General features: G+C 34.3%; 19 protein-coding genes. 8 read left to right on the top strand and 11 right to left on the bottom strand.

All coding sequences use genetic code 11. The annotated features are described in order from the left end of the window. Positions 1-5 precede the first annotated feature (5 nt). Entirely contained in the window at positions 6-971 is a 966-nt protein-coding gene (locus tag ACFO3N_RS18995) for a PorP/SprF family type IX secretion system membrane protein (RefSeq protein ID WP_379800396.1), read from the top strand. A 12-nt stretch (positions 972-983) separates the two neighbouring features. After that, complete coding sequence (locus ACFO3N_RS18990) at positions 984-2912, top strand: OmpA family protein (protein ID WP_379800394.1); 1929 nt, start codon at positions 984-986, stop codon at positions 2910-2912. A gap of 299 nt (positions 2913-3211) precedes the next feature. On the opposite strand, the gene ACFO3N_RS18985 is transcribed toward ACFO3N_RS18990, so the two are convergent. The 8 genes from ACFO3N_RS18985 to ACFO3N_RS18950 all read right to left on the bottom strand — a co-directional run bounded on the left by ACFO3N_RS18985 (position 3212) and on the right by ACFO3N_RS18950 (position 12656). Then, positions 3212-3625, bottom strand: a complete 414-nt coding sequence (locus ACFO3N_RS18985; protein WP_095927837.1) for a 3-hydroxyacyl-ACP dehydratase FabZ family protein — start codon at positions 3623-3625, stop codon at positions 3212-3214. A gap of 854 nt (positions 3626-4479) precedes the next feature. Beyond that, positions 4480-5187: a LytR/AlgR family response regulator transcription factor gene (locus ACFO3N_RS18980; protein ID WP_379800392.1), complete on the bottom strand. Its 708-nt coding sequence runs from the start codon at positions 5185-5187 to the stop codon at positions 4480-4482. Continuing rightward, entirely contained in the window at positions 5187-6353 is a 1167-nt protein-coding gene (locus ACFO3N_RS18975; RefSeq protein WP_379800390.1) for a sensor histidine kinase, read from the bottom strand. Before ACFO3N_RS18975 ends, ACFO3N_RS18980 begins: the two co-directional genes overlap by 1 nt. Before the next feature lie 240 nt (positions 6354-6593). Then, positions 6594-7322 (bottom strand): CPBP family intramembrane glutamic endopeptidase, encoded by a 729-nt coding sequence (locus tag ACFO3N_RS18970; protein WP_379800388.1) that lies wholly within the window; start codon positions 7320-7322, stop codon positions 6594-6596. A gap of 505 nt (positions 7323-7827) precedes the next feature. Next, on the bottom strand, positions 7828-10032 hold the full coding sequence (locus ACFO3N_RS18965) for a TonB-dependent receptor (RefSeq protein ID WP_379800386.1): 2205 nt from the start codon (positions 10030-10032) through the stop codon (positions 7828-7830). A gap of 58 nt (positions 10033-10090) precedes the next feature. Beyond that, positions 10091-10714, bottom strand: a complete 624-nt coding sequence (locus tag ACFO3N_RS18960) for a GNAT family N-acetyltransferase (RefSeq protein WP_379800384.1) — start codon at positions 10712-10714, stop codon at positions 10091-10093. Positions 10715-11112: 398 nt separating this feature from the next. Beyond that, a complete protein-coding gene (locus ACFO3N_RS18955) occupies positions 11113-11499 on the bottom strand; it encodes a DoxX family protein (RefSeq protein WP_379800382.1) in 387 nt (128 codons plus the stop codon). A 143-nt stretch (positions 11500-11642) separates the two neighbouring features. Next, entirely contained in the window at positions 11643-12656 is a 1014-nt protein-coding gene (locus tag ACFO3N_RS18950) for a zinc-binding alcohol dehydrogenase family protein (protein ID WP_379800380.1), read from the bottom strand. A 405-nt stretch (positions 12657-13061) separates the two neighbouring features. Here ACFO3N_RS18950 and ACFO3N_RS18945 point away from each other — a divergent pair, with 405 nt between their 5' ends. Continuing rightward, entirely contained in the window at positions 13062-13619 is a 558-nt protein-coding gene (locus ACFO3N_RS18945; protein WP_379800378.1) for a GNAT family N-acetyltransferase, read from the top strand. Positions 13620-13626: 7 nt separating this feature from the next. Beyond that, the gene (locus tag ACFO3N_RS18940; protein WP_379800376.1) at positions 13627-14061 is read left to right on the top strand and encodes a DoxX family membrane protein; all 435 of its coding nucleotides are present in this window, start codon (positions 13627-13629) and stop codon (positions 14059-14061) included. A 91-nt stretch (positions 14062-14152) separates the two neighbouring features. On the opposite strand, the gene ACFO3N_RS18935 is transcribed toward ACFO3N_RS18940, so the two are convergent. Both ACFO3N_RS18935 and ACFO3N_RS18930 read right to left on the bottom strand, forming a co-directional pair. Beyond that, the gene (locus ACFO3N_RS18935) at positions 14153-14653 is read right to left on the bottom strand and encodes a hypothetical protein (protein ID WP_379800374.1); all 501 of its coding nucleotides are present in this window, start codon (positions 14651-14653) and stop codon (positions 14153-14155) included. Positions 14654-14752: 99 nt separating this feature from the next. Continuing rightward, a complete protein-coding gene (locus tag ACFO3N_RS18930; protein ID WP_379800372.1) occupies positions 14753-15616 on the bottom strand; it encodes a helix-turn-helix domain-containing protein in 864 nt (287 codons plus the stop codon). A 439-nt stretch (positions 15617-16055) separates the two neighbouring features. Here ACFO3N_RS18930 and ACFO3N_RS18925 point away from each other — a divergent pair, with 439 nt between their 5' ends. The 3 genes from ACFO3N_RS18925 (at position 16056) to ACFO3N_RS18915 (ending at position 18407) form a co-directional block, all read left to right on the top strand. Beyond that, positions 16056-16892: a sulfite exporter TauE/SafE family protein gene (locus tag ACFO3N_RS18925; protein WP_095927568.1), complete on the top strand. Its 837-nt coding sequence runs from the start codon at positions 16056-16058 to the stop codon at positions 16890-16892. Further along, a complete protein-coding gene (locus tag ACFO3N_RS18920; RefSeq protein ID WP_095927569.1) occupies positions 16879-17286 on the top strand; it encodes a DUF1634 domain-containing protein in 408 nt (135 codons plus the stop codon). The genes ACFO3N_RS18925 and ACFO3N_RS18920 overlap by 14 nt, the downstream gene beginning before the upstream one ends. Positions 17287-17384: 98 nt before the next feature. Further along, on the top strand, positions 17385-18407 hold the full coding sequence (locus ACFO3N_RS18915; protein WP_379800370.1) for an LLM class flavin-dependent oxidoreductase: 1023 nt from the start codon (positions 17385-17387) through the stop codon (positions 18405-18407). Between the two features lie 471 nt (positions 18408-18878). Here ACFO3N_RS18915 and ACFO3N_RS18910 read toward each other — a convergent pair whose 3' ends face one another. Beyond that, the gene (locus tag ACFO3N_RS18910; RefSeq protein ID WP_379800368.1) at positions 18879-21317 is read right to left on the bottom strand and encodes a TonB-dependent siderophore receptor; all 2439 of its coding nucleotides are present in this window, start codon (positions 21315-21317) and stop codon (positions 18879-18881) included. A gap of 239 nt (positions 21318-21556) precedes the next feature. On the opposite strand from ACFO3N_RS18910, the gene ACFO3N_RS18905 reads away from it, so the two are divergent. Then, a complete protein-coding gene (locus ACFO3N_RS18905; protein WP_379800366.1) occupies positions 21557-22834 on the top strand; it encodes an acetyl-CoA C-acetyltransferase in 1278 nt (425 codons plus the stop codon). Positions 22835-23101: the final 267 nt, after the last annotated feature.

Below are 23101 nucleotides of genomic sequence, written 5' to 3'. Positions count from 1 at the left end.
AGAAAATGAAAAGTTTAAGAATAGGATTAACCAAAATAAAATTGGCTATGATTAAAAATATAAAAAAGGTTTTCGCGATAATAACTCTATTCTCGGCATATGGAGCCTTTGCACAGCAAGATCCACAATACACGCAGTATATGTACAATACACTCACCGTAAACTCGGCTTATGCTGGTTCGCTGGGACATTTAGCCATAACAGGAATTTACAGAACACAATGGGTTGGTATTGAAGGAGCTCCAGACACGCAAAGTTTTTCTTTGGACACTCCAGTCGGAAAAAATGTAGGTCTTGGAATTTCGATCGTAAACGAGGAAATCGGACCAACAGAAGAACAATATCTAGATGCCAATTTCTCCTACACCATTAAATCTGGCGAAACACACAAACTTTCTTTTGGAGTAAAAGGTGGTGGTCGCGTCATCAATATCGACTGGTCTAAGGGAAGTTATAAAGATCCAGATGTGCAATTTCGTGAAAACATCACCAACAAATTCCTTCCAGTTATTGGCGCGGGATTGTATTGGCACGGAGAAAGAGATTATGTAGGGCTTTCAATTCCGAATTTCATGACCCAAGAACGTTATACGTATGATGATATTAGCGAAGATTTGGTCAACCAAAGAATACACGTTTATCTTATTGGAGGTTATGTTTTTGACCTTTCGGCGCATACCAAATTCAAACCTGCTCTTTTCCTGAAATATGTGGCTGGCGCGCCGATGATTGCCGATATATCTGCCAATTTTATGTTCAACAATGCTCTTACACTCGGTGTTTCCTATCGTACATCAGACTCTGTAAGCGGTCTTGTCGGAATCCAGATTACACCAATGATAATGGCTGGATACGCTTACGATTACACCACAACCGCTTTGCAGAATTATAATAGCGGTACGCACGAAATTATGCTTCGTTTTGAACTGGTTTCACGCAAAAAAGGACTAAAATCACCAAGATTCTTTTAATACGGATAGTCTATGAAAAGAACAATTACTATACTCGCATTATTGGTTATACAGCTGATTTATTCACAAACCAAAAACAAAACTGCCGATGCTCTTTTTGATAAGATGCATTATGTTGAAGCCGCAAAATCGTACGAGCTTTCGATAAATAATGGTGATGCTTCCAGAGAAACGCTTCAGCGACTTGGAGATGCTTATTATTTTAATACCAAAATGTCAAGCGCATCCAAATGGTATGGAAAGCTAATTGCTGATTATCCGAATGAAGTTTCAGCAGAATATTTATTTCGTTATGCTCAGTCATTGCAAGGGATTCAGAATTATGATCTGGCTAAAAAATGGATGAAAATTTTCTCCGAAAAGCAAAAATCGACAGATCCTAGAGCGAAGAATTTTTCTCTTAAAAATGTCACTTTAGAAGATATTGAAAATATAAAACCTTCTTTTCTACTAGAAAATTTAGACATAAATACTGCTAATTCAGATTTTGGCCCCATGTATTACAAAGGCGACTTAGTTTATTCTACTACTGCCGATTCTTCCTATTGGAAAACAGATAAATACGGCTGGAACGATCAGCCTTATCTGAATATGCAACTGGGGAAAATTAGCGAAACGCAATCTAGCGTCACTTTCAAAGAACGTTTCGGAAAGGACATTACAACAAAGTATCACGAAGCCTGTATCGCCTTTTCTCCTGACGAAAAAACGATTTATTTCACCCGAAACAATTATAACGGAAAACTGAAACGTGACAGCAAAGGCATTAATAACCTAAAAATCTACTCTGCAACCGCTGTAGAAAACGAAAATGGCAGTACTAAATGGACCAATATTCAGGAACTGCCCTTTAACAGCGATGGTTATTCAGTTGGACAGCCTTCAGTAAGTAAAGACGGCAAAAAGCTTTATTTTGTATCGGATATGCCTGGAACAATTGGTTCTACAGATATTTTTATGGTTGATATTTTAGGCAATAATCAATTCTCTCAACCAAAAAATTTGGGCGAAAAAATAAACACGATGGGACGTGAAATGTTTCCGTATATTACCGATCAAGCATTGTATTTTTCTTCTGACGGATTCTTAGGTTTAGGAGGTTTAGACGTATTTGAAAGCAGAATAATTGATGGTGCTTTTGACACGCCAGCCAATCTTGGTGCACCATTAAACAGCAACAGAGATGATTTTGGATATATCGTTAACGAAGCCACCAACAAAGGTTTTGTCTGCTCTAACAGAAAGACAGGAAAAGGCGATGATGATATTTACTCTTTTGAAAGATCGTGCAATCAAGCCATAAGCGGTTATGTTTTTGATGCCATTTCTAACAACAGAATTGCTGGTGCCATGGTAACGCTTAAAAATGCAAACGGAATAAAAGTAGCAGAAACGGTTTCTCAATTAGACGGAAAATACGATTTTAACAATAACGTAAATTGCAATACTCCTTACACGATTGAGGTTACAAAAGAGAATTATAATGCCAATACTAAAGCAATCGTAACAGCAAACAGTTCTGGAAAAACCGAAGCTCTAGTAGGTTTAGATCCTGCTTTAATTGTTCGTAAAAATGGGATTCTAAAAATAAAAATCGGAATTATTTTCTTTGATTTAGATAAATCTGATATTCGTTATGATGCTGCAATAGAATTAAATAAAGTAGTTCTCTTAATGCATCAGTATAATACTGTTGTAATCAAAATTGAATCGCATACCGACTCCCGTGCCAACGACCAATACAATCTCGAATTGTCTGACCGAAGAGCAAAAGCCACAAGAGATTATCTAATTTCTCAAGGAGTTGCCCCCGAAAGAATAGAGAGCGCAATAGGCTACGGAGAAACCCAATTAATCAACAACTGCTCTAACGGAGTTCCCTGCACAGAAGCGCAGCACCAAGTCAACCGCCGAAGCGAATTCATCATCACAAAAATGTGATAAAAATATTTGCAAACCCCAGCGGAGTTAAATATTTATAGAATTACAAAAAAACAAATAGAAAAAGCTCCGGAGGAGCGACATATCTAGCTAAGGAATATGTCGCTCCTCCGGAGCTTTTGCTCTAAAATTTTATTCTTTTCTATAAATATTTCGCTTCTCCGAAGCTTAAAAAAAACTATTTTTCTTTTAAAATCCCTTTCTATACATCAATTCTATTATCTATTATCTATTATCTATTCTCTATTCTCTATTCTCTATCTCTATTCTCTATTCTCTATCCTCTATCCTCTATCCTCCTACTGCAGCTTCACACACATCCATTCCCCTTTCATAATCAATCTATCCTCATCAAAAGCTTCTCCAGATTGTTTTATGATTTTTTCGCTTGTGCGAATATTTTTTACAACAAATTTAACGAGTTTATTGAACTCAACGCCTGCAAAAAATTCAACATTATCCATACTAACCAATCCAAAAACGCCATCTGCAATTCCTAAAAGCTTTATACCTGCACCGCCACATTGTGCCATGGCTTCGATCAAAATAGTTCCCGGAACAAAATTAAAATCAGGAAAACTGCCCTGAAGCCAGGCATCTTTATCTGTAAATGTCTTTAAACCAACGATTGTGTCTGTTGTATAAGAAATAATTTCATCTACAAAGAGAAATGGAGCACGATGCGGAATTAAATCTTCTATTTTTTTAGTCATGTCTGTAATTTTTAACAATGTACGAATCTGAACTGAAATAGACAATATTAAAATTAATTCTATGTTAAAAGCGGGCTAAAACGTTAAAATAATAACCTCTATTTCATTTCGTAAAAGCGTAAAAATTGAATTTTAAAACGAGACGCTGGTCATCTGAATCTATTTTTAAAATAACCTGCTCAGACAAAAAAAAACACCCCAATTTGACAGCAAAATAAATTGGTCTTTTTAAAGCTTTTTTTAGCTTTTTTTCTACTAAAAAATAGCAATAAAAAACACAAAGCAAATTCAAAAGCAAAAAATACACTCCAATTTAAGCTATTAAACTTTTCATTTAACCAAAACCATTTAAAAACTAAAAATCAACACCTTAACATGCCACTATAGAAAACCTCTATAATAGAAAATCTAATAAAAAACAGTTATTTTACCACAAAAATCATTTCTTAATTTCAAAAAAAAGAGATTAAAAAATTCGTTCTAACCACGTTCTTCAATTCATAATTTCTGACTTAAATCTTATACGTTTTCAGTCAAAAATTCAAATAAATAAATCATAACTCGCTTCTCTCCTGCTTTTAAAGTTTTTTAATATAATTTTAAGCCTATTACACAACTATTAGCAAAGTGTTATTTTCCAATTCAAAAGCCATTAAAACCATATCTAAGTAAACAATTAAAAATTTTATAAAAAATTAACAAACAAGCAATTAACAATGAATATGTAAATCAACACATTAAACAGTAAAAAATACTCAAAATTTTAAAAACAATTCATTTTTAAGTTATCTTATTTATTAAAAAAAAGAAACATTACACCCATTTTCTAATTTTCTAATTGCCAAATTATCTCATTACCGAATCCCCAATAACTGATACAATTCGTCCTTTTTATTCAGAGCTGCCGAAATAGTTTTCCCATCGATTAGTTCCACAACATTTCCGTTGAGACTTCTCACCGCTTCCAGATTTAAAATAAAAGAGCGTTGCACACGAAAGAACATCGGAAGCCTCAACACTTCTTCCATAGATTTTAAAGTTCCTAAAGTTGTGTATGATGCGCCATTGATGACGAATTTCAGATAATCTCCTTGGGCTTCGACATAAAGAATTTCACTCAAAAGGATTTTAATCAGCTTCCCTTCTGATTTGATAAAAATACGATCGGAATTGATTTGATGAACAGAAGTTGTTTTCTTTAGCGAAAGATATTCTTTGGCACGATTCGCCGCTTTCAGGAAACGATCAAAACGAACGGGCTTTAAGAGATAATCGGCTGCTCCTGTTTCAAACCCTTCCAAAGCAAAATTGCGATGTGCCGTGATGAAAATAATAATCGGAGCTTTGGTAAGCGACTGCGCCAATTCTAAACCGTTAAATTTAGGCATCTCAATATCGCTGAAAACAATATCAATTTCGTTATCCTCCAGAAACAAAAAAGCTTTAGAGGCTTCTGCAAACGAATTCTTCAATTCCAAAAACGGAACTTCAGCAATAAACGATTCGATAATATCTCTTGCAATCGGCTCATCGTCAACGACAATGCATTTTAATTTTTCCATTATTTCCTTAATACAATTTTTAAATCGACTCTAAACGAACTTTCCAATCTTTCAATTTCTAACTCATGCAAGTCGGGATATAGCAATTCTAATCGTTTACAAGCGTTTTGCGCTCCTATTCCGCCAAAGACTGATTCGTGTACCATTTTTTCAGAATCGTTCTTTAAACTAAACAAAAATGCATTATTTTCTATCTTAATGTCTAGTTTTACAAAAGCATTCTTGGTTTTCAAACCATACTTGAACGCATTTTCTATAAAAGTAAAAGTCAGAAGCGGTGCTATAAAAAGTCCTGGTGTATTTCTTTCTCCTTCAATGCTGACTTGAATATTGGTATCATCGGGATAACGCATTTTTTCTAAAGCGATATAATTTTTGATAAAGTCCAATTCTTTTTCCAAACGGACCATTTCGGTATTTGATTCGTAGAGCGTATAGCTCATAATATCAGAAAGATTCAAAATTAATTCTGGCGCCAGATTGTCTTTCCTAACCGTCAGTCCGTACAGATTATTCAAAGTATTAAATAAAAAATGCGGATTTAACTGCGCTTTCAGAAAGTCTTTTTCAATTTGAATATTCTGAAGTTCCAAAGTGGCCTTTTCTCTTTCAATTTGAAATTTCTTGTTATACAATTTCGTGATTTCGACCAATATTTTAGCAAAACAAAAAGGCGAAAGCAATGAGATGACAATTATAGTTTGAGAAAGCATTCTTTTTGGAGAAACCGCTTCTAGAAAAGTTTGATTTGCACTCATTTTAATAACGCCTTTCAGTTCTCCAAAAGTAATTTCAAGACCTAAAGCATAATAAAACAACGAAATAAAATACGTCGCCGCCATCCAGACCAATATGGAAACTGGAAAAACCAATAGCAGCAATATTATAATTCGGTTTTTGCTTTCTGAAAATATCTTTGGCAACAGTAAATAGAACAGCATATAAAATACTATCATATTGACCAATGCCATTCTTATTGTTAGCAAAACAGCATCAAAATAGACTAATTTATAGCCAATTACATAGCTCAAAAAAAGCAAAACAGAAAAACCTAACCACATGAAAACGTGCAGTAAAATTCGATTTCTTCTCGTAAAAAAGTGATCAAAATTCAGCAACGCCATTTTATCTAAAAAATATCCCGAAGTCGATGTGGTATTTGGCATGTAAAAGATTTGTAAAGCAGTTTCAAATATAATTTATTTTTTTCCACTGAATGCGGAAATATATTAAACACATAGAAACATAGATTTTCTTTGCGTTTAGAGACGTTTCACTTTATTTCAATACACATAGTTGTATCTAGAGATGTTTGCAAAATTTATATCTATGTGTGAGAAACTAGTTTCTTTCCCTTTTCTTTTTCGAAATGTGTTTAAAAATTAATTACTTATTGAGTTCATTTTTTATAAAATTCTAATAACCGCATTGATCAAATTAATCGTGTTATGCCCTAGAATAGAATAAATAAGATTTCCTGAAAACTGTCTTAGAATACCAACACTCAAAGAAGAAATCAAGGTTAAGTACACCATTGTAACAATATCCAACTTCAAATGTAGATCCTGATCTAAAATTGCTCCGTGCGAAACTCCAAATAAAACCGTTACGATAACAAACGCCCAGCCAAATTTAATGCCTCGATAATTCCATGTTGGCGCAAAAGCTTTATCTAAAAGCCATAAAGAGATTCCTCTAAAAAGGATTTCTTCTGTTAATCCAGGCATTGTGGCTTGAAAAAGAAAAGTTTCTAGATTGAAGGCATTTCCTTTTGGAAATAAAATGAGTTTAAAAATAATGTCGAAGAAAGTGAATCCGAAGAAAACTAATAATCCGAATTTCAAATTTGTTGGCGAATTGGTTTTAGAAGTAAATCCGATTTTGATTCTTTCTTCTTTTGAAACCGAAAAGATAATAATCAATGCTAAAACTAAGCTCAGGAATTTTCCTGCCCAATTGAACTTTAAATCAAGATTTATCAATTGTTTTCCTGAAGCCTGTAAAAACACATCGGCAAGAAAATATAAAATGAAAAATCCTAAATATTTTAAATTCAATTTTTCCGATTTGAAACACGCAATAACAATAATCGGAGCGATTAGCAAAATCCAAAGAAGGGGTGTAAATAATGACATAATTTTGATTTAAGGTTTTAATTTTGATCAAAAGTATATCGCGAGTATATCAATTAAAATTGTGATCGGTAGAACACACTATCTGCTCGGTAAAAATGTTATTTTACCCGATAATAGATTGTTGATTTCAGATTTTAGATTTGGGTTTAAAAAAAGGCTATCTCAAAAATCAAAACAGCTAATATTCATTTTATGTTCCGTAGGAACATCTCATCGGTAGAAAAAATTATGTTTTTAAATCGTTTTACGTTCCGTAGGAACGTTTGGTTAGTTTCATATTTTTTTCATTAAACATATCAAACGTTCCTACGGAACGTAAATTTGGGATACCATTTTTTTTCTACCGACGAAACATTCCTACGGAATGACAGCCTCTATTAAATATGAAGAGTTCAATTCAATTCAATTCGATTTAAAATAAACCATTAATTAGAAAATGTGCCAATTAGATAATTACTCACATTATCTAATTGGCACATTTTCTAATTGACATATTGACTAATTTCTACCACATATATTTCAATATCAATCTTGCATTAAACGGTGTTCCTGCTGTAAAATGAATTTCTTCTACAGGATCGGTTTCATTTGCCAGTCTTGATTCGGTTAAGAATTGTGTTTCTTTCCATTTTGTATTGAAAATATTGTCGATGTTTACGCCAATCGAGACTTTCTTTATTTGATAATTCACAGAAAAATCGGTAATGCAATAGCCTTTTGCTATAACTGAATTATCTTCGTTTGCTGGTCTATCTCCTAAGAAACGAGTTCTTATACTTCCTGAAAATCCTTTTAGATCTTTTACCGAAATTCCGTTCATCAACGTGTTTTTTGGAGCTAATGGAAGATAATCGTTTCCTTTAGGTTCGTCAATTGCTCTTGCGTGCGTATAGGTATAATCGGTATTCCAGAATAACCAATTGGTCAATTGATATCTAAAACCAAAATCGAAACCTTTTCTTTCTGTTTTTCCGCTTGGTTCAACAACCGCTTCGTCTCCAACATAAACAAACTCCTGCGCTAAATACAAATACCAAATTGCCGAATTAACAATCATGCGGGGAAATGGTTTCCAATTGATTCCTAAATCTGCTCCGTACGTTTCTGGAAGAATCTTTTCCCCTTTTTGCGCCACTACTACACGTGTATCGTTGCTATGAAATCCTTTTCCTAATTTCAAGAAATAGTTTAATTTTTCATTCTGCGTATACAAAAAGTTCAGTTTCGGACTCACAATTGCTTTGGTCTGCGTCTGATTGCTGTAAGTCGCCGCCAATTGATCTTCATAGCCAAATTTGAAATAATCTAAACGCAAACCTCCGTTTACCAGCCATTTTCCTGCTGTAAAATCAAGACTTGAATACGTAAATAAGTTAGTTTGATTTACCGTTCCTAAACTCAAATAATCTAAGACCGTTTTTCTGTCTAATGTATGAGACAACTCTACATCTTTATTATTATCATTTCGAAGTCCAGCGCCCAATTTAAAACGCCATTTTTCATTTAGTTTCTGATCGTATTCCGACTGAAAACCTACAATCGTTCTATTTTCTTTTTGTTTAATCTGATCGCCATTTACAGGATCATTCAAGAAAAAAGTAAAATTAGAATACAGCTCAAAATCATATTTGCTCAAATAAGCACTGCTTTTGATATGCGTATTTTCGTCAATTTTTGCATCGTATTGCAGATTGAAATTGGTTCTATCTGTATTTCCACCTTCATTAGAATCGATTGCTCCAAAATGCGAAATGGTTCCATCGTTTACAGCGCGATCTGGAATCTGTCCGCTGGCATCCCATTGGCTTTTAAAATGGGAAACCGAAATAGTCAGACGATCTCCATTCTCCATTTTAGCATTATATTTTCCAAATAAATTAATTCGGCTAAAGTTCTGAGGCGCATCAAAATAACCATCCGTCATCATGTATTCTCCCGCAAAATAAGCCGATTGGTTTTCTTTATTCAATAAATTAAACATCGCAACAGTACGGAAGGTATCAAACTGTCCGCCTTCAAAAGAAATAGAACTATTCTGTAAAGCATTTTTGGTATTAAAGCCAACATATCCTGCAGTTGTAAAATCGCCTTTATCTACAAAATAAGCTCCTTTATCAAAATCAATATTATCGACTGTTTCCGGAATTACAAAATGCAGATCTGAATACCCTTGCCCGTGTGCGTGCGAAACCATGTTTACGGGCATTCCGTCAACAGTGATGTTAATATCGGTTCCGTGATCACAGTCAAAACCTCTTAAAAAGATCTGTTCTGCTTTTCCTCCTCCTGCGTGCTGACCGATGAAAAGTCCTGGGACTTTTCGCAGCAGATCTTGAGAATTTGAAATTGGCTGGATTTCAAAATCAATTTTAGAAATAGTATTCAGGTATTTTAGATTATTGCTAATCTTAACTTCTTCCAACAAAAAAGGTTTCTCATTTATTGAAATCGTTAAGAAATCCAAAGAAGCAAGTTTAATTTTTTGAGGAGAAAATCCTTTTTTTGTAATCAGCAAACTATCATTTACCTCCACTCCTTCCAATGTAAATTTTCCGTTGGCATCAGTATGTGCGTGTGTTTTTGAGGTCAAATCACGAATTAATACTTCTGATAAAGATTTTCCGCTTCCGTCATTTACAGTACCGTTGACAGATTGTGCATGGATAGAAACAGAAAGAATAAAAAAGAAAAGTGCTGATAAAGATTTCATTGCTATTTTGGTAATTTGAGTGCAAAAATAGCATAAAAAAGATTTTTAAGCTTCCTTATCAAAAATCTGAAACAGCAGAGCCATTTTTCTTCGAATCGTACAGCATAGCGGTACACAAACAGTTTTTTCTGTCCTTACTTAATAAAACGGGACAGTTGATACAGCTTTTACAGTTTTCCCAAAAAAGCTCATCATTTGGCAATTCAGCGTAAGTAACGGGTTCAAAGCCAAGTTCGTGATTCATTTTCATAACGGCAAGACCTGTCGTTAGGCTGAAAATAAGGGCTTCGGGATATTTTTTACGGCTGAGTTCAAAGATCTTTCTTTTAATTTTTTTTGCCAGTCCAGTGTGTCTAAACTCAGGCGCAACAATTAATCCCGAATTTGAAACATATTTGCCGTTTTCCCACGAAGATATAAAAGCAAAACCGGCCCATCTTCCATCTCGTGTAATTGCGATAACGGCTTCACCTTCTCTCATCTTTTTTTCAAGAAGCTCGGGCGGTCTACTTGAGATTCCTGTTCCGCGAGCTTTGGCAGATAATAATGTTTCTTGGCAGATTTCATTTAGATAAAAAACATGTTTGGCTTTTGTTTCTTCTAAAATAAAATCATAAGATTCGGCAGCTTTTTCATGGGAAGAAAAAACAGTTGCATCTTTTCTATACTCTATAGTTTTCATGATACCTAAACTATTTTAGCAATCAGCATAACGGTGATAAAAAGAACTAATGTAAAAACCATTAAGTTAACGAATCGATCTTTATTTCGTCTAGATTTATTTGAAAAGTACGTTTTTGTGATTTCTTTATTTCTTTTATTACTTGTTTTCATATTTCTTAAATGTTGTATAATTAAAGGCTTGTTTAATAATCTACAACATAAAAACAAAAGGCATGCCATAGCATCTCAAACTACAATAAACCATTCGTTATAAAGCAAATAATAAAAAATCGGCTTTAATCAATTTGCAAAAGCTTATCAAAATGATAGGCTGATTTTCAAAATGAAAGGGATTTAAATAAAAAAGCCCTAAATCGAAATTTAGAGCTTTCTTATATTTATAAGTGACCTAATAAATTAGTCCCATTGATTGTTTTTAGAAAGGGCAAATTTACCTGCTCCAGTAAAAAACAAAGCAATAGCTCCAAAAAGGTAAAGCATTAATAATTCTAAAGCATAACCTCCGTGATCGCTAATGGTGAAAATGTCCTGAGCGTGGGCTGTTGCAACTGCAACCACACAAGTAATAGCCAAAAGAACTGCAGCAATTCTAGTTCTAAATCCTAATAAAATAGCAATTGGAGCTAAAACTTCACCAATGTAAACCGCATATCCAAATGCACTCATGTTCTCTACAAGGAAAGAAATTCCGTGAATCAATTTAGAAACACCGTGAAAAAGCATTAATCCACCAGTACTAATACGCAATAGCAATAATCCAAGGTCTGTGTTTTTTGAAATCATAAAAAATTTTGTTTAGGTTAAAAATTTATATCAAAGTTGGGTTTATAAGCCGACTAAAATACAAAAATTCCCCAATGTAAAACAATCTTATTTAAAACAATTCCAAATAACCGTTTTTAGACTATCACAAACACGATTTTACTTTAAAACTTTATCGCAATTTTTCCAATTGTTTTTCCCGATTCCAAAAGTTCGTGTGCCTTCTTTAGATTTTCGGCTGTAAGTCCGTTTAAAGTGGCATTTAAAGTCGTTTTCAAGATTCCATCATCGAGTAAATCGGCTACAATATTCAGAATATTATGCTGCTCGATCATGTCTTCCGTTTGATACATAGAACGGGTGTACATCAATTCCCAAGAAAAAGAAACACTTTTACTTTTCAACTTGGTTAATGCAACAGGATCACTGCTTCCTGTAATTGAAGCAATATGTCCCTGAGGTTTTATCAATTCAGTCATAATGTCCCAGTAAGCATTGGTGTCTACGAAATCTAAAATAAAGTCAACGTACTCAAAACCAGCTTCTCGAACAGAGGAAACCAAATCTTTATGATCTACAACAAAATCTGCTCCCTGCTGTTTGCACCAAGCAATCGTTTCTGGACGCGACGCTGTTGCGATAACGGTTAAGCCAGCAATTTTCTTGGCTAGCTGAATGGCAATTGAACCAACCCCTCCTGCTCCACCAATAATTAAAATGGATTTTCCTTTGTCTTTATCAGCGCTAATTCTGATTCTGTCAAATAGAATTTCCCAAGCCGTTAAAGCCGTTAACGGAATTACAGCAGCTTTTTCAATACTTAATGCTTTTGGTTTTCTGCCAACAATTCTTTCGTCTATAATCTGATATTCGGCATTGCTACCTTGTTTGGTAATATCTCCAGCATAATAAACCGGATCGCCTACTTCAAACAAAGTAACATCCTGTCCGACAGATTGAACGATTCCGACAGCGTCCCAGCCTATAATTTTTGGAGTTTCTAAAACGGTGTCTTTCGCACTATTTTGGCGAATCTTAAAATCGACTGGATTTACTGAAATCGCATCAATTTTAACTAATAAATCGTGTGGCCCAGGAATTGGTTTTACAGCTTCAAATTCGATAAAACTTTCTGGGTTTTCTATGGGTAATGATGTTTTAAATCCTATTGCTTTCATTTCTTTTTAATGTTTAAATTAAAACTATACTACAAAGATAAGATGAGTTGCAATCTCATAATTGGTATATATTGAGTGTATATTTGTATATATTAAGCACAATGTGTTTTTTGTTTCACGCAGATTTTACAGATTATAGCCGATTCTGCAGATTTTTTATTTATAATCTACTAAGATCTGCTCAAATCCTTTAAAATCTGCGTGAAATAATTTAAACACATAGAAACATAGAATTTTAAATGTAAATTAAGAATACAAAAAAGAAACTAGTTTCTACACATAGCTCTCAAATTTTAAAACACAAAGCTATGTGCATTTAAACAAGTGAAACGCCTTCCAACACAAAGAAAAGCTATGTTTCTATGTGTTTAAATAAAGCCTTAAATTTGTAAAAAACACTTTACTATGAATATCAGAAAAGCCGAAAAATCAGACTCAAAATATATTGCTCCTATATTATTGTTAGCAATGGAAGACATCATCTATAAATTTATAGCTAAAGAAGATTACGCTTCCGCGAAAGACTTTCTGCAATATTTCGTTGAACGAGAAAACAATCAATATTCTTATCAAAACTGTTTTGTGGCCGAAGACAATAATGAAATCATTGGTGCAGTAAACATTTATAATGGTGCTGACATTGAAGAATTACGAAATCCTATTGTTGAATATGTTAGAAAACATTATAATCCTGAATTCGATCCTGAATTTGAGACCCGTGAAGGCGAATATTATATAGATTCGTTGGGCGTGAATCCGAAATATCAGGGAAAAGGAATTGGTTCTCAATTGTTGCAATTTTTGATAGATAAATACGTTCATAAAAATAAAGAGGTTTTAGGTCTGCTGGTTGAGGAAGACAATCCGAGTGCTAAAAAACTGTACTTAAAGCTTGGTTTTAAAGTAGTTGGAAACAAAACTTTGGTTAAGAAGAACCTAGAACATCTTCAAATCAAAAATTAATTATAGAATGAAAAATATCACAATATTAGAAGCAGGTTTAATTTTAAGAATAGTTTTAGGAATCACAATGCTTTCGGCCGTAGCGGACCGATTTGGAGTTTGGGGCGCACCAGGATCTCACGCAGTTGCCTGGGGAAATTGGGAAAACTTCGTAATCTACACCCAATCTCTAAATTCTTTTGCCAACAAAGCCACAGCAGAAGTCCTCGCAGGAATTGCCACTTTCTTTGAAGTTTTACTAAGTCTACTATTGTTATTCGGTTTCAAAACCAGACTTGCCGCTTTAGGAACTACCCTTTTAATGTTCTTTTTTGCATTTGCTATGTCGGTTTCTGTTTCTGTAAAAGCGCCTTTCGACTATTCGGTTTGGACAAGTTGCGCAGCGGCTTTACTGCTTGCCAATATTGGTAAAACATCTTATGCCGTTGACAATAGAATATAATTTTCGATAAAAGCATTCTAGAAACTTTGTCAAAGTTTTAAACTTTGACAAAGTTAATCGCTTCGAAAAGTTCAGCTTAAAAAACATCTGTTCACATCTTTTTACGGAAATAAATTCGTTTCGGATATTGATCTTCTATACTTTCTTTCCCATCAAATTCTTCGTAATTTAATGATCGTAAAATATCGATCAAAGCAGTATCTACGGTAAAAGCGCTCACCCAAATTAAATCGTGTTTTCGCTGAGAAGCAATTTCTTCAGCACGTTTAATAAGTGCTTTTAAATCTTCTTCATCAAAATAAACAATCTCACTCAGATTGATTGCTTTTGATGCACCAAGATTTTCGTTTAATATTCTCGACGAATCTAATTTTAAATACGCTTGCGGAGTTTCGTCAAGATAAGCCATCAGAATCTCGATCGAAAAATCATTCTGAATTCGAAACAACTCTTTTTTCGAAAGATGCTGTTCCGCATATTTTTCTCCTAACTCTTTTTCCTTAAATAAATTGGTATAGAATTGAACGGCCTTGTCTTCCATCCAAAAGACATTATCGTTGATTATGACAACAAATTTTGCAATTTTACTCATTTCTTTTCTTTAAAAATAAAAAGCAAAATTGCACCGAATGTTAGTCTAAAAAAAGAGCGAAAAGGCTTCTGTTTTGTGCAAAATGTCGGCTGAATGATTTTAATCGATCTGTTTTTTTCGATATTCTAAAGGCGAAATACCTTCATAGTTTTTAAAAAATCGTCCAAAAACAGATTGATCAGAAAAATGAAGTAAATCGCTAATCTGATTGATGGACATTTTTTTATTCTGCAACAAAACTTTGGCTTCCAGAATTACCATTTCGCTAATCCAGTCACTCGCAGTCTTACCGCTGTGCTTTTTAATGACTTCAGACAAATATTTTCGGCTTACATTTAATTCATCTGCATAATGCTGTACGCTTCTGAAATTCAAAAAGTCTTTAAACAGTAATTCTTTAAACTTTTCATACAAAGGGTTTTGAACTTCCGTGGGATTTTTTTCTTTCTGAATACCATCAATTTCATAAATTAAAATGTACAAATAACTTCTCAAAATAGAGGCTTGATGCTTCGACTGATCTTCTAATACATCCTTGATTAAGCTAAAAATGCGTTCAAACTTGCTTTCCTCTGCTTTTGCGAGTGGAGAGGTATTGCTATCACTATTTTCAAAAAAATCATACTGGGTTAGAAAAAATACGTTTGCTTGATTTTCTAGAAAAAACTGCGGTTTAAAAAATATGATATCAATTAGAATTTCGTCCTCATTTTTTGAAAAGCTTCTTATTACCGAAGGTCCTAAAGCAATAATAGCTGGAGCATGAACCACTTTTGTTTCGAGGCCAGTATGCATGAGTATACTTCCTTTTCTTAGAAACTCAATTGCATAGCTTTCGGCACGATAAGGCTCGGTAATATAAGGATGCTCGCTAGTCTGAATATAGAAGTACTCTTTCTGATCTGCGTACGAAAATAAACTCTTGTGATGCGTTAAGGAATACGTGAGGATTTTATTCTTCAATACTGCTCTTTTAGTAATCATTATGATTTCAAATATACCTTTTTTTTTAGTTTTCAGTCTCAGTGTTCAGTGTTCAGTTTTTTTAGTGATCAGTTTTTAGTCGCAGTTTTCAGTGGTCAGTGGTCAGTTTTTTAGTGATCAGTTATTAGTCGCAGTTTTTAGTTGCAGTTTGCAGTCAAAGTTTGCAGTCTTTGCGGTAAGAAAGGCTAGCTTTGTCAAAGTTTAAAACTTTGACAAAGCTTCTCGACTCTTAACCTAACTGAGACTGAACACTAAAAACTGAACACTGAACACTGGGACTGAGACTGAACACTAAAAAACTGAACACTGAACACTAAAAACTGACCACTAAAAAAATTTTTAAGCTATATTTAAGGTCATAAAGCTATTTCGAACAAATTTGTATTCGTAAATTAGCCATTACAAAAACATATCTTAAATGACAATACTTACCTTTACGCTGATTATGATTCTGGGTGCCTTTTTAGCAGGCTTTATTGGTTCATTATCAGGCTTAGGAGGCGGTATCATTATTATTCCGCTTCTTACTATTCTTCTCGGTGTCGATATTCATTATGCCATTGGAGCTGCTTTAGTCTCCGTTATCGCTACTTCTTCAGGTTCTGCCGCTGCTTATGTAAAAGAAGGAATTACCAACATGCGAATGGGAATTTTTCTCGAAATTGCTACTACAATCGGAGCCGTTTGCGGAGCATTGCTATCTACGATCGCTCCTACTTCTTTTATCGCGGTTTTATTTGGTTTAACGCTTATTTTTTCGGCTATTAATTCGCTTCGAAAGAAAGAAGAACACATTGTTTTAGAATCTAGTCCGCTAGCTAAAAAACTTAAATTAGACGGAACTTATCCTGCTCATGATGGCGAAGTGATAAAGTACGGAACCAAAAATGTAATTGGCGGTTTTAGTATGATGGGAGTTGCTGGAATGATGTCGGGTCTTCTCGGAATTGGTTCTGGCGCTTTTAAAGTAATCGCGATGGATAACATTATGCGTGTTCCGTTTAAAGTATCTACAACAACCAGTAATTTCATGATGGGAGTTACAGCAATGGCGAGTTCTGTAATTTATATTCAAAAAGGATATATCGAACCTGGAATTTGTATGCCAGTTGTAATTGGAGTTTTGTTTGGAGCAATGGCCGGAGCTAAAATCTTAGTAAGAACAAATCCGAAGAAATTGAGAATATTTTTTGCCTGCCTGATTTTTGTTTTGGCAATAAACATGATTTATAACGGACTAAATGGAAAAATCTAATATGGTACAAGAAGAAAAATTTGGAGAAAAAGATTTTCAAACTATTATAGGAAACTTGCTTCGTTACGGAGTTTGGATTTCATTATCGGTTGCTTTTATTGGCGGAATTGTATATTTAATTCACAACGGAAGCCAAATTGAAGATTATTCTGTTTTTAAAGAAAATGACCGAAATATATTTGAAGTAATTACCGCTATTTACAATGGTGCAATTCAAGGAAACGGAGAATCATTAATATTTACAGGAATTATTTTCTTGTTCATGACACCCGTTTTACGTGTACTGCTTTCGTTATTTTCATTTTTATTGGAAAAAGATTACCTGTACGTTGGCATTACATTGATTGTAATCATGATTATCATTATCAGTATATCCTTTGGTTTCTCACATTAAAAAAATTTTAGATTGTAGATTGTGGATTTTAGATTGTGGAATTTGGAATTTGAAATTTGAAACTTGGGATTTAGATATTGGAATTTAAAATTTAAAAAATGGAAATAGGAATAGACAGTTTTGCTTCGGCAATGTATGGCGATAACAACACGCTGAGCAGTGTTGACGCTATGGAACAGCTCCTGCAGCGAATTGAATTTGCAGATCAGGTTGGTCTTGATGTTTTCGGAATTGGAGAACATCATAAAAAAGAGTTTTTAGATTCTGCTACGGCTGTCATTTTGAGTGCAGCGGCGGCTAGAACAAAAAATATCCGACTGGCAAGTGCCGTTACCGTTTTAAGTGCTGCAGATCCAGTGAGGGTTTACCAGAGTTTTGCAACTTTAGATTTAATTTCAAAAGGAAGAACTGAAATTGTTGTCGGGAGAGGATCTGCCATTGAAGCTTATCCCCTTTTTGGATATGATTTGAGAGATTATGATGCTCTATTTAAAGAAAAACTCGAACTGCTTCTTCAAATTAGAGATAATGAATTTGTAAGCTGGGAAGGAAAATTTCGTCCTGCTTTAAATAATTTACCTGTTTATCCAAGAGCTTTACAAGAAAAACTACCCATTTGGCTTGGCGTTGGCGGAACACCAGAATCTTTTATAAGAGCTGGTTCGTTAGGACTTCCGTTAATGGTTGCCGTAATTGGCGGACAAACACATCGTTTTAAACCTTTAGTCGATTTATATCGTGAAGCAGGAAAAGCAGCTGGCTATAAACCAAATGAATTAAAAGTAGGCTTGCATTCGCCTGGATATGTTGGCACCACAACGGAAAAAGCAATTGAAGAATACTATCCCGGTTATGCCGAATTATGGACAAAATTAGGATATGAAAGAGGTTGGCCTGCTGTAACAAAAGGCAAATTTGATGGCTTAATTGATGATTTAGGTGTTTTAATTGTAGGAAGTCCAGAAAGAGCTGCAGAGAAAATTCTTCGCCACAGCGAAGCACTTGGCGGTGTGGATCGATTTACTTTCCAGATGGACAATGCGGGATTGACACATAAACAATTAATGAATGCCATTGAATTGATTGGTACAAAATTGATTCCTTTGATTAAGAAAGGATAATTTTTTGCCACAGATTATACAGATTAAAAGGATTTTTTTTTATCTCTTGTTTAATGTAACTGTGCTTAAATTTTTCACGCAGATTGATATGATTCTAGCAGATTAAATTTATCATTATGTATGAAATTAAAAAATTTGCATGATCTGCAAAATCTGCGAGAAAAGATGATTTATAATAAATTTAAAATCTCTCAAATAATTGAATAGCGTCCAGATTTAGCTGGATGAAAAATAGAGCAAAAGCCAAAAGGCTTTAGCCAAACATCGAGTTTGGCTAAAGCCTTTTTTTCAATCTTCATTTGTACCTCCAGTTAAAACTGGAGGCAATTCATAAAAAAACTATACAACTTTGAAACTAAAAATCTTAAAGTCTCAAAAACTTAGAACCTCAGAATCTTAAAAAAAAAGCATCCAACAATTAAGTCAGATGCTTTTGTGTGATTTGCAATTTTTCAACGATAACAAACCAATTTAGAGCTTATAAGTAACACCAACTCTAAAATTTCTTGGCGCTTCAGTCTGCCAGTAATAAGCATTTAACCAGCTGTAGTATGAACCGCTATATAGATATTTATCTAAGATATTGAATACGTTTGCAGTAACTTTAAATTTACCCGTTTCATAAGATAAACCTCCATCCAATTTAAAGTAAGAAGGTAGTTTTTGAAGACCTGCACTCCAAGTATCAGTCTGGCGTCCGTCAAGGAAAGTTCCTCCAATAGAAGCACCAAAACCTTTTAATTTTCCATGCTGCAACGTGTAATTTAACCACGCATTTGCGGTATGTTTAGCGTAACCCGGAACAATATCACCCACCTTAATCCCATTAGCTTCAGAAACATCTGGATCAATTTTAGTTACAGTTGATTCTGTAAAGGCATAATTTGCGATAAGATTTAAACCATCGAAGATTTTTCCTCTCAAATCAAATTCAACACCACGCGCTCTTTTTTCACCTAGAACTATTTTATATTGTTCATTTGGCTGATTATTAGGATCTGCCGTTAACTCATTCTTCTTTAAGATATTGTAAACAGATAAACTGGTATTCCAAGAACCGTCAAACCAATCCTTTTTAAGTCCAAATTCAACATTATTTCCTGTAAGAGGTTTTACATCACCGCTTCTCACTACACCAGATTGAGGCGTAAAAGCTTGATCATATAAGCCGTAAACCGCAAAATCGTCAGTAATGGAATAACTCAAACCTGCACGAGGTGTTATATGACTATCCGCAATTGGTTCTGCCTCATAGCTGCTAGTCTGACTAATCCATGTATATCTTGCTGCAAGAGTCAATCTTAATTTATTCTCCAAAAAACCAAGTTCATCCTGAATATAACCAGCAGCATATTCTGAACCGTAAAGTCCGCCAGCTCTTTGGCTTAAAGGAGTATCGTGATCAAACTGCGGGAAGCCATTTGAAGGCGTTCCATAATTCGGATTATAAACATTAAACGGATTATCAACGGTATCTAAATCATGCGATTGTCCCCAATCTGCCATATAATCTTTGCTTCCTAAATCTACTCCACCCAATATTTTATGAGAAACATTTCCTGTATTGAATTTTCCGTTCACAAATATTTGACCTAAGTACATATTACTTTCTGCGTCCCAGATGCCAACATTTCTAATGATTTCTCCATAAGCAAGATTTCCTTCCGGAACACCATCAAAATCTCTGTCAGCAGGTCCTGGACCAACAACTCCTGGCCATGAACTATATCCTTGCTGAATATATTTAAAATAAGAAGTCTGTGCAGTAAGTTTCCAGTTTTCATCAAACTTGTGCTCAAACTGAAGATATCCGCTATGATCCTGAATATTTGTATCAGGCAATCCTGGCTGCGTCATAGTAAAACCTACAGGCAAAGTTGCATAACCACCTGCTTGAGGCCCAAAAACATAATACGAACCCACTTCTGTCATATTTGCATACTGGAAATTATATTCGGCCGTAATTTTTGTTTTATCATCAATCTGATATGAAATTACAGGAGCAATTACATAGCGGTTATTGCGCTCAAACGGACGGTGCGATCCTTTGTTTTGAGCAGCTCCGTTAAATCTATAAAGCAATTTTCCTTTTTTATCTAATTTCCCGTCAAAATCAACGCTTACTCTATAAAAATCGTAGCTTCCGCCAAGTACACTCACCTCGCCTTTTGTAACTCCTGTTGGTTTTTTAGTTACCACATTGTACAATCCGCTTGGATCTCCACTTGAAAGCATGAATCCTGCTGGTCCTTTTACAAACTCAATATGATCTACAAAACTCATATCTTCTGTTAAGGGTCCCCAGAAAGAAGAAACTACGTTAAATCCATTTCTAAAAGCCTGAATTTGAGAACCTCTCATCGTAATATTCGTATACAAATCTCCCCAGTGCTCCAAACGTACGGCTCCACTCACGTTACGGATTACCCCGTCGCTCATACTCGTAATTTGCTGATCTTTTAAAGTCTGACCGCTTACAATTTGTATATTTTGAGGGATTTCTAAAACAGGAGTTTGAAGACGCAATGACAATGAAGGGTTATTTTGCTTGTATTTATTCTTTTTAATAACCACTTCTTCAAGATCTTCTTGACTTTCAGAAAGCGAAAAGTTCTTAGTTGTCGTTTGTTTTGAATTGACTACAATCTTATCCTCGACAGCTTGAATTCCTACTCCATTTAATACAATAGTATACGTTCCTGGTTTTACATTTTTAATTTCATAATGTCCTGAAACAGTTGTAATATCAGAATATTTAGTTCCTTTTAACGCTACAGCTATATTTTCTGCTGGTTTATTGCCACTCAAAGAAACTTTTCCGTTTACAGTTCCAAGCTGTTGTGCCATTATATTTAATGAGCTCAAAAACAGCACGAAAAGATAAACTTTTGCATTAATAATTATTTTCATTTGGTTTTGATTTTAAATTGAGCGACAAAAGTAGATGCAAATCTCAACTTTTCCAAATTATTTTAATTCATTCTAAATAAATAAAACAAATTAGACTAAATCAGTAGGAATAAATTTTGAGAATCGCCATTTCTCAGTTATTTCCTGATAATATTAATCTACATTAAGTTTGAAACCAAAATCTATTTCTATCTTTATATTTCTAAATTTCAATGATCAAAAACAAATAACTTCCTGATATGAAATCAAATACAATAAGAAAAGTGGCCATTGTGGGCTATAACAGAATTCCTTTTGCGAGAGCCAATACGGCCTATTCTAATGTGGGAAATAAAGAAATGATGATCGCTGCATTCAACGGTCTTATTGACAAATACAATCTAAAAGGGAAATTATTAGGCGAGGTTGCTGGAGGTGCTGTAATTAAACATACCTACGACAACAATCTAATTCGCGAAAGTGTTATGCAAACCAGTCTTGATCCTGCAACTCCTGCATGCGATTTACAGCAAGCTTGTGATACCGGAATTGAAAGCGCTATTTACATCGCCAACAAAATTGCTCTCGGGCAAATTGATTCTGGAATTGCTGGTGGCGTAGATTCTATCAGCGATATGCCAATTGCGGTTAGTGAAAAACTTAGAAAAATTCTTTTAGAAGCTAGACAAGCAAAATCTTTGGGCGGAAAAATCAAAACATTTCTAAAGCTTCGTCCAAAAGATTTGTCTCCTTTAGTTCCTAGAAATGAAGAATCTCAAACTGGCCTTTCTATGGGCGGACATACCGAAATCACGGCGAAATATTATAAAATATCAAGAGAAGAACAAGATGAGTTTGCGTTGAAAAGTCATTTAAACATGGCAAAAGCGTATGATGAAGGTTTTTTTGATGATATGATTACGCCTTTTAACGGATTAGAAAAAGACAATAATCTGAGAAGAGATAGTACAATTGAAAAATTAGCCAAATTAAAACCTGCTTTTGATAAGGTAAATGGTACGCTGACTGCAGGAAATTCAACTCCATTAACAGATGGTGCCTCTTGTATTCTTTTAGCTAGCGAAGAATGGGCAAAAGAACAAGGGCTTCCTATTTTAGCCTACATCACTTTTGCAGAAATCGCCGCAATTGAATACGTTAAGAATCAGCAGAATCTTTTATTAGCGCCTTTATTTGCTGCTTCAAGAATGCTCGAAAAAGCAGAATTAAACCTTCAGGATTTCGATTATTATGAAATTCACGAAGCTTTTGCTGCACAAACTTTGGCCACTTTAAAAATCTGGGAAAGCCCAGAATTGAGTGCCGAAATTGGCTTAAAGAAACCACTAGGCGCGATAGATCGAAATAAACTGAATGTAAAAGGAAGCAGTTTGGCAGCCGCTCACCCTTTTGCTGCAACTGGAGGAAGAATTATTGGCGTAATGGCAAAATTATTAAACGAAAAAGGCTCAGGAAAAGGATTAATTTCAATCTGTGCCGCAGGCGGTCAAGGAGTTACTATGATAATAGAGAAATAACTTTTTCTCATTTTTTCAAAAACATTTCAATTCAATTTATAAATCTGCCGAATCTGCTAAATCTGCGAGCAAAAATTACTCCCGCAGATTTAGCAGATTTAGCAGATTTTTTTTTATGTCTGTCGGGTTAAACTAAAGATAAAAAAGAGCCATATTTCTACTTAAAATCCATTTTTTGTTTAAATATATTCATACAAAAAACAGCTAAATATCAATATTTTATACTAAATTTAGTTTTCTTTTTAAGCTTTTGCATGAATTCATTTT

The sequence above is a fragment of the Flavobacterium chungangensis genome, assembly GCF_042654045.1.
GTDB classification, from domain to species: domain Bacteria; phylum Bacteroidota; class Bacteroidia; order Flavobacteriales; family Flavobacteriaceae; genus Flavobacterium; species Flavobacterium chungangensis.
Note: the sequence above shows the minus strand (reverse complement) of the source record. Positions and strands in the feature narration are given on the sequence as shown.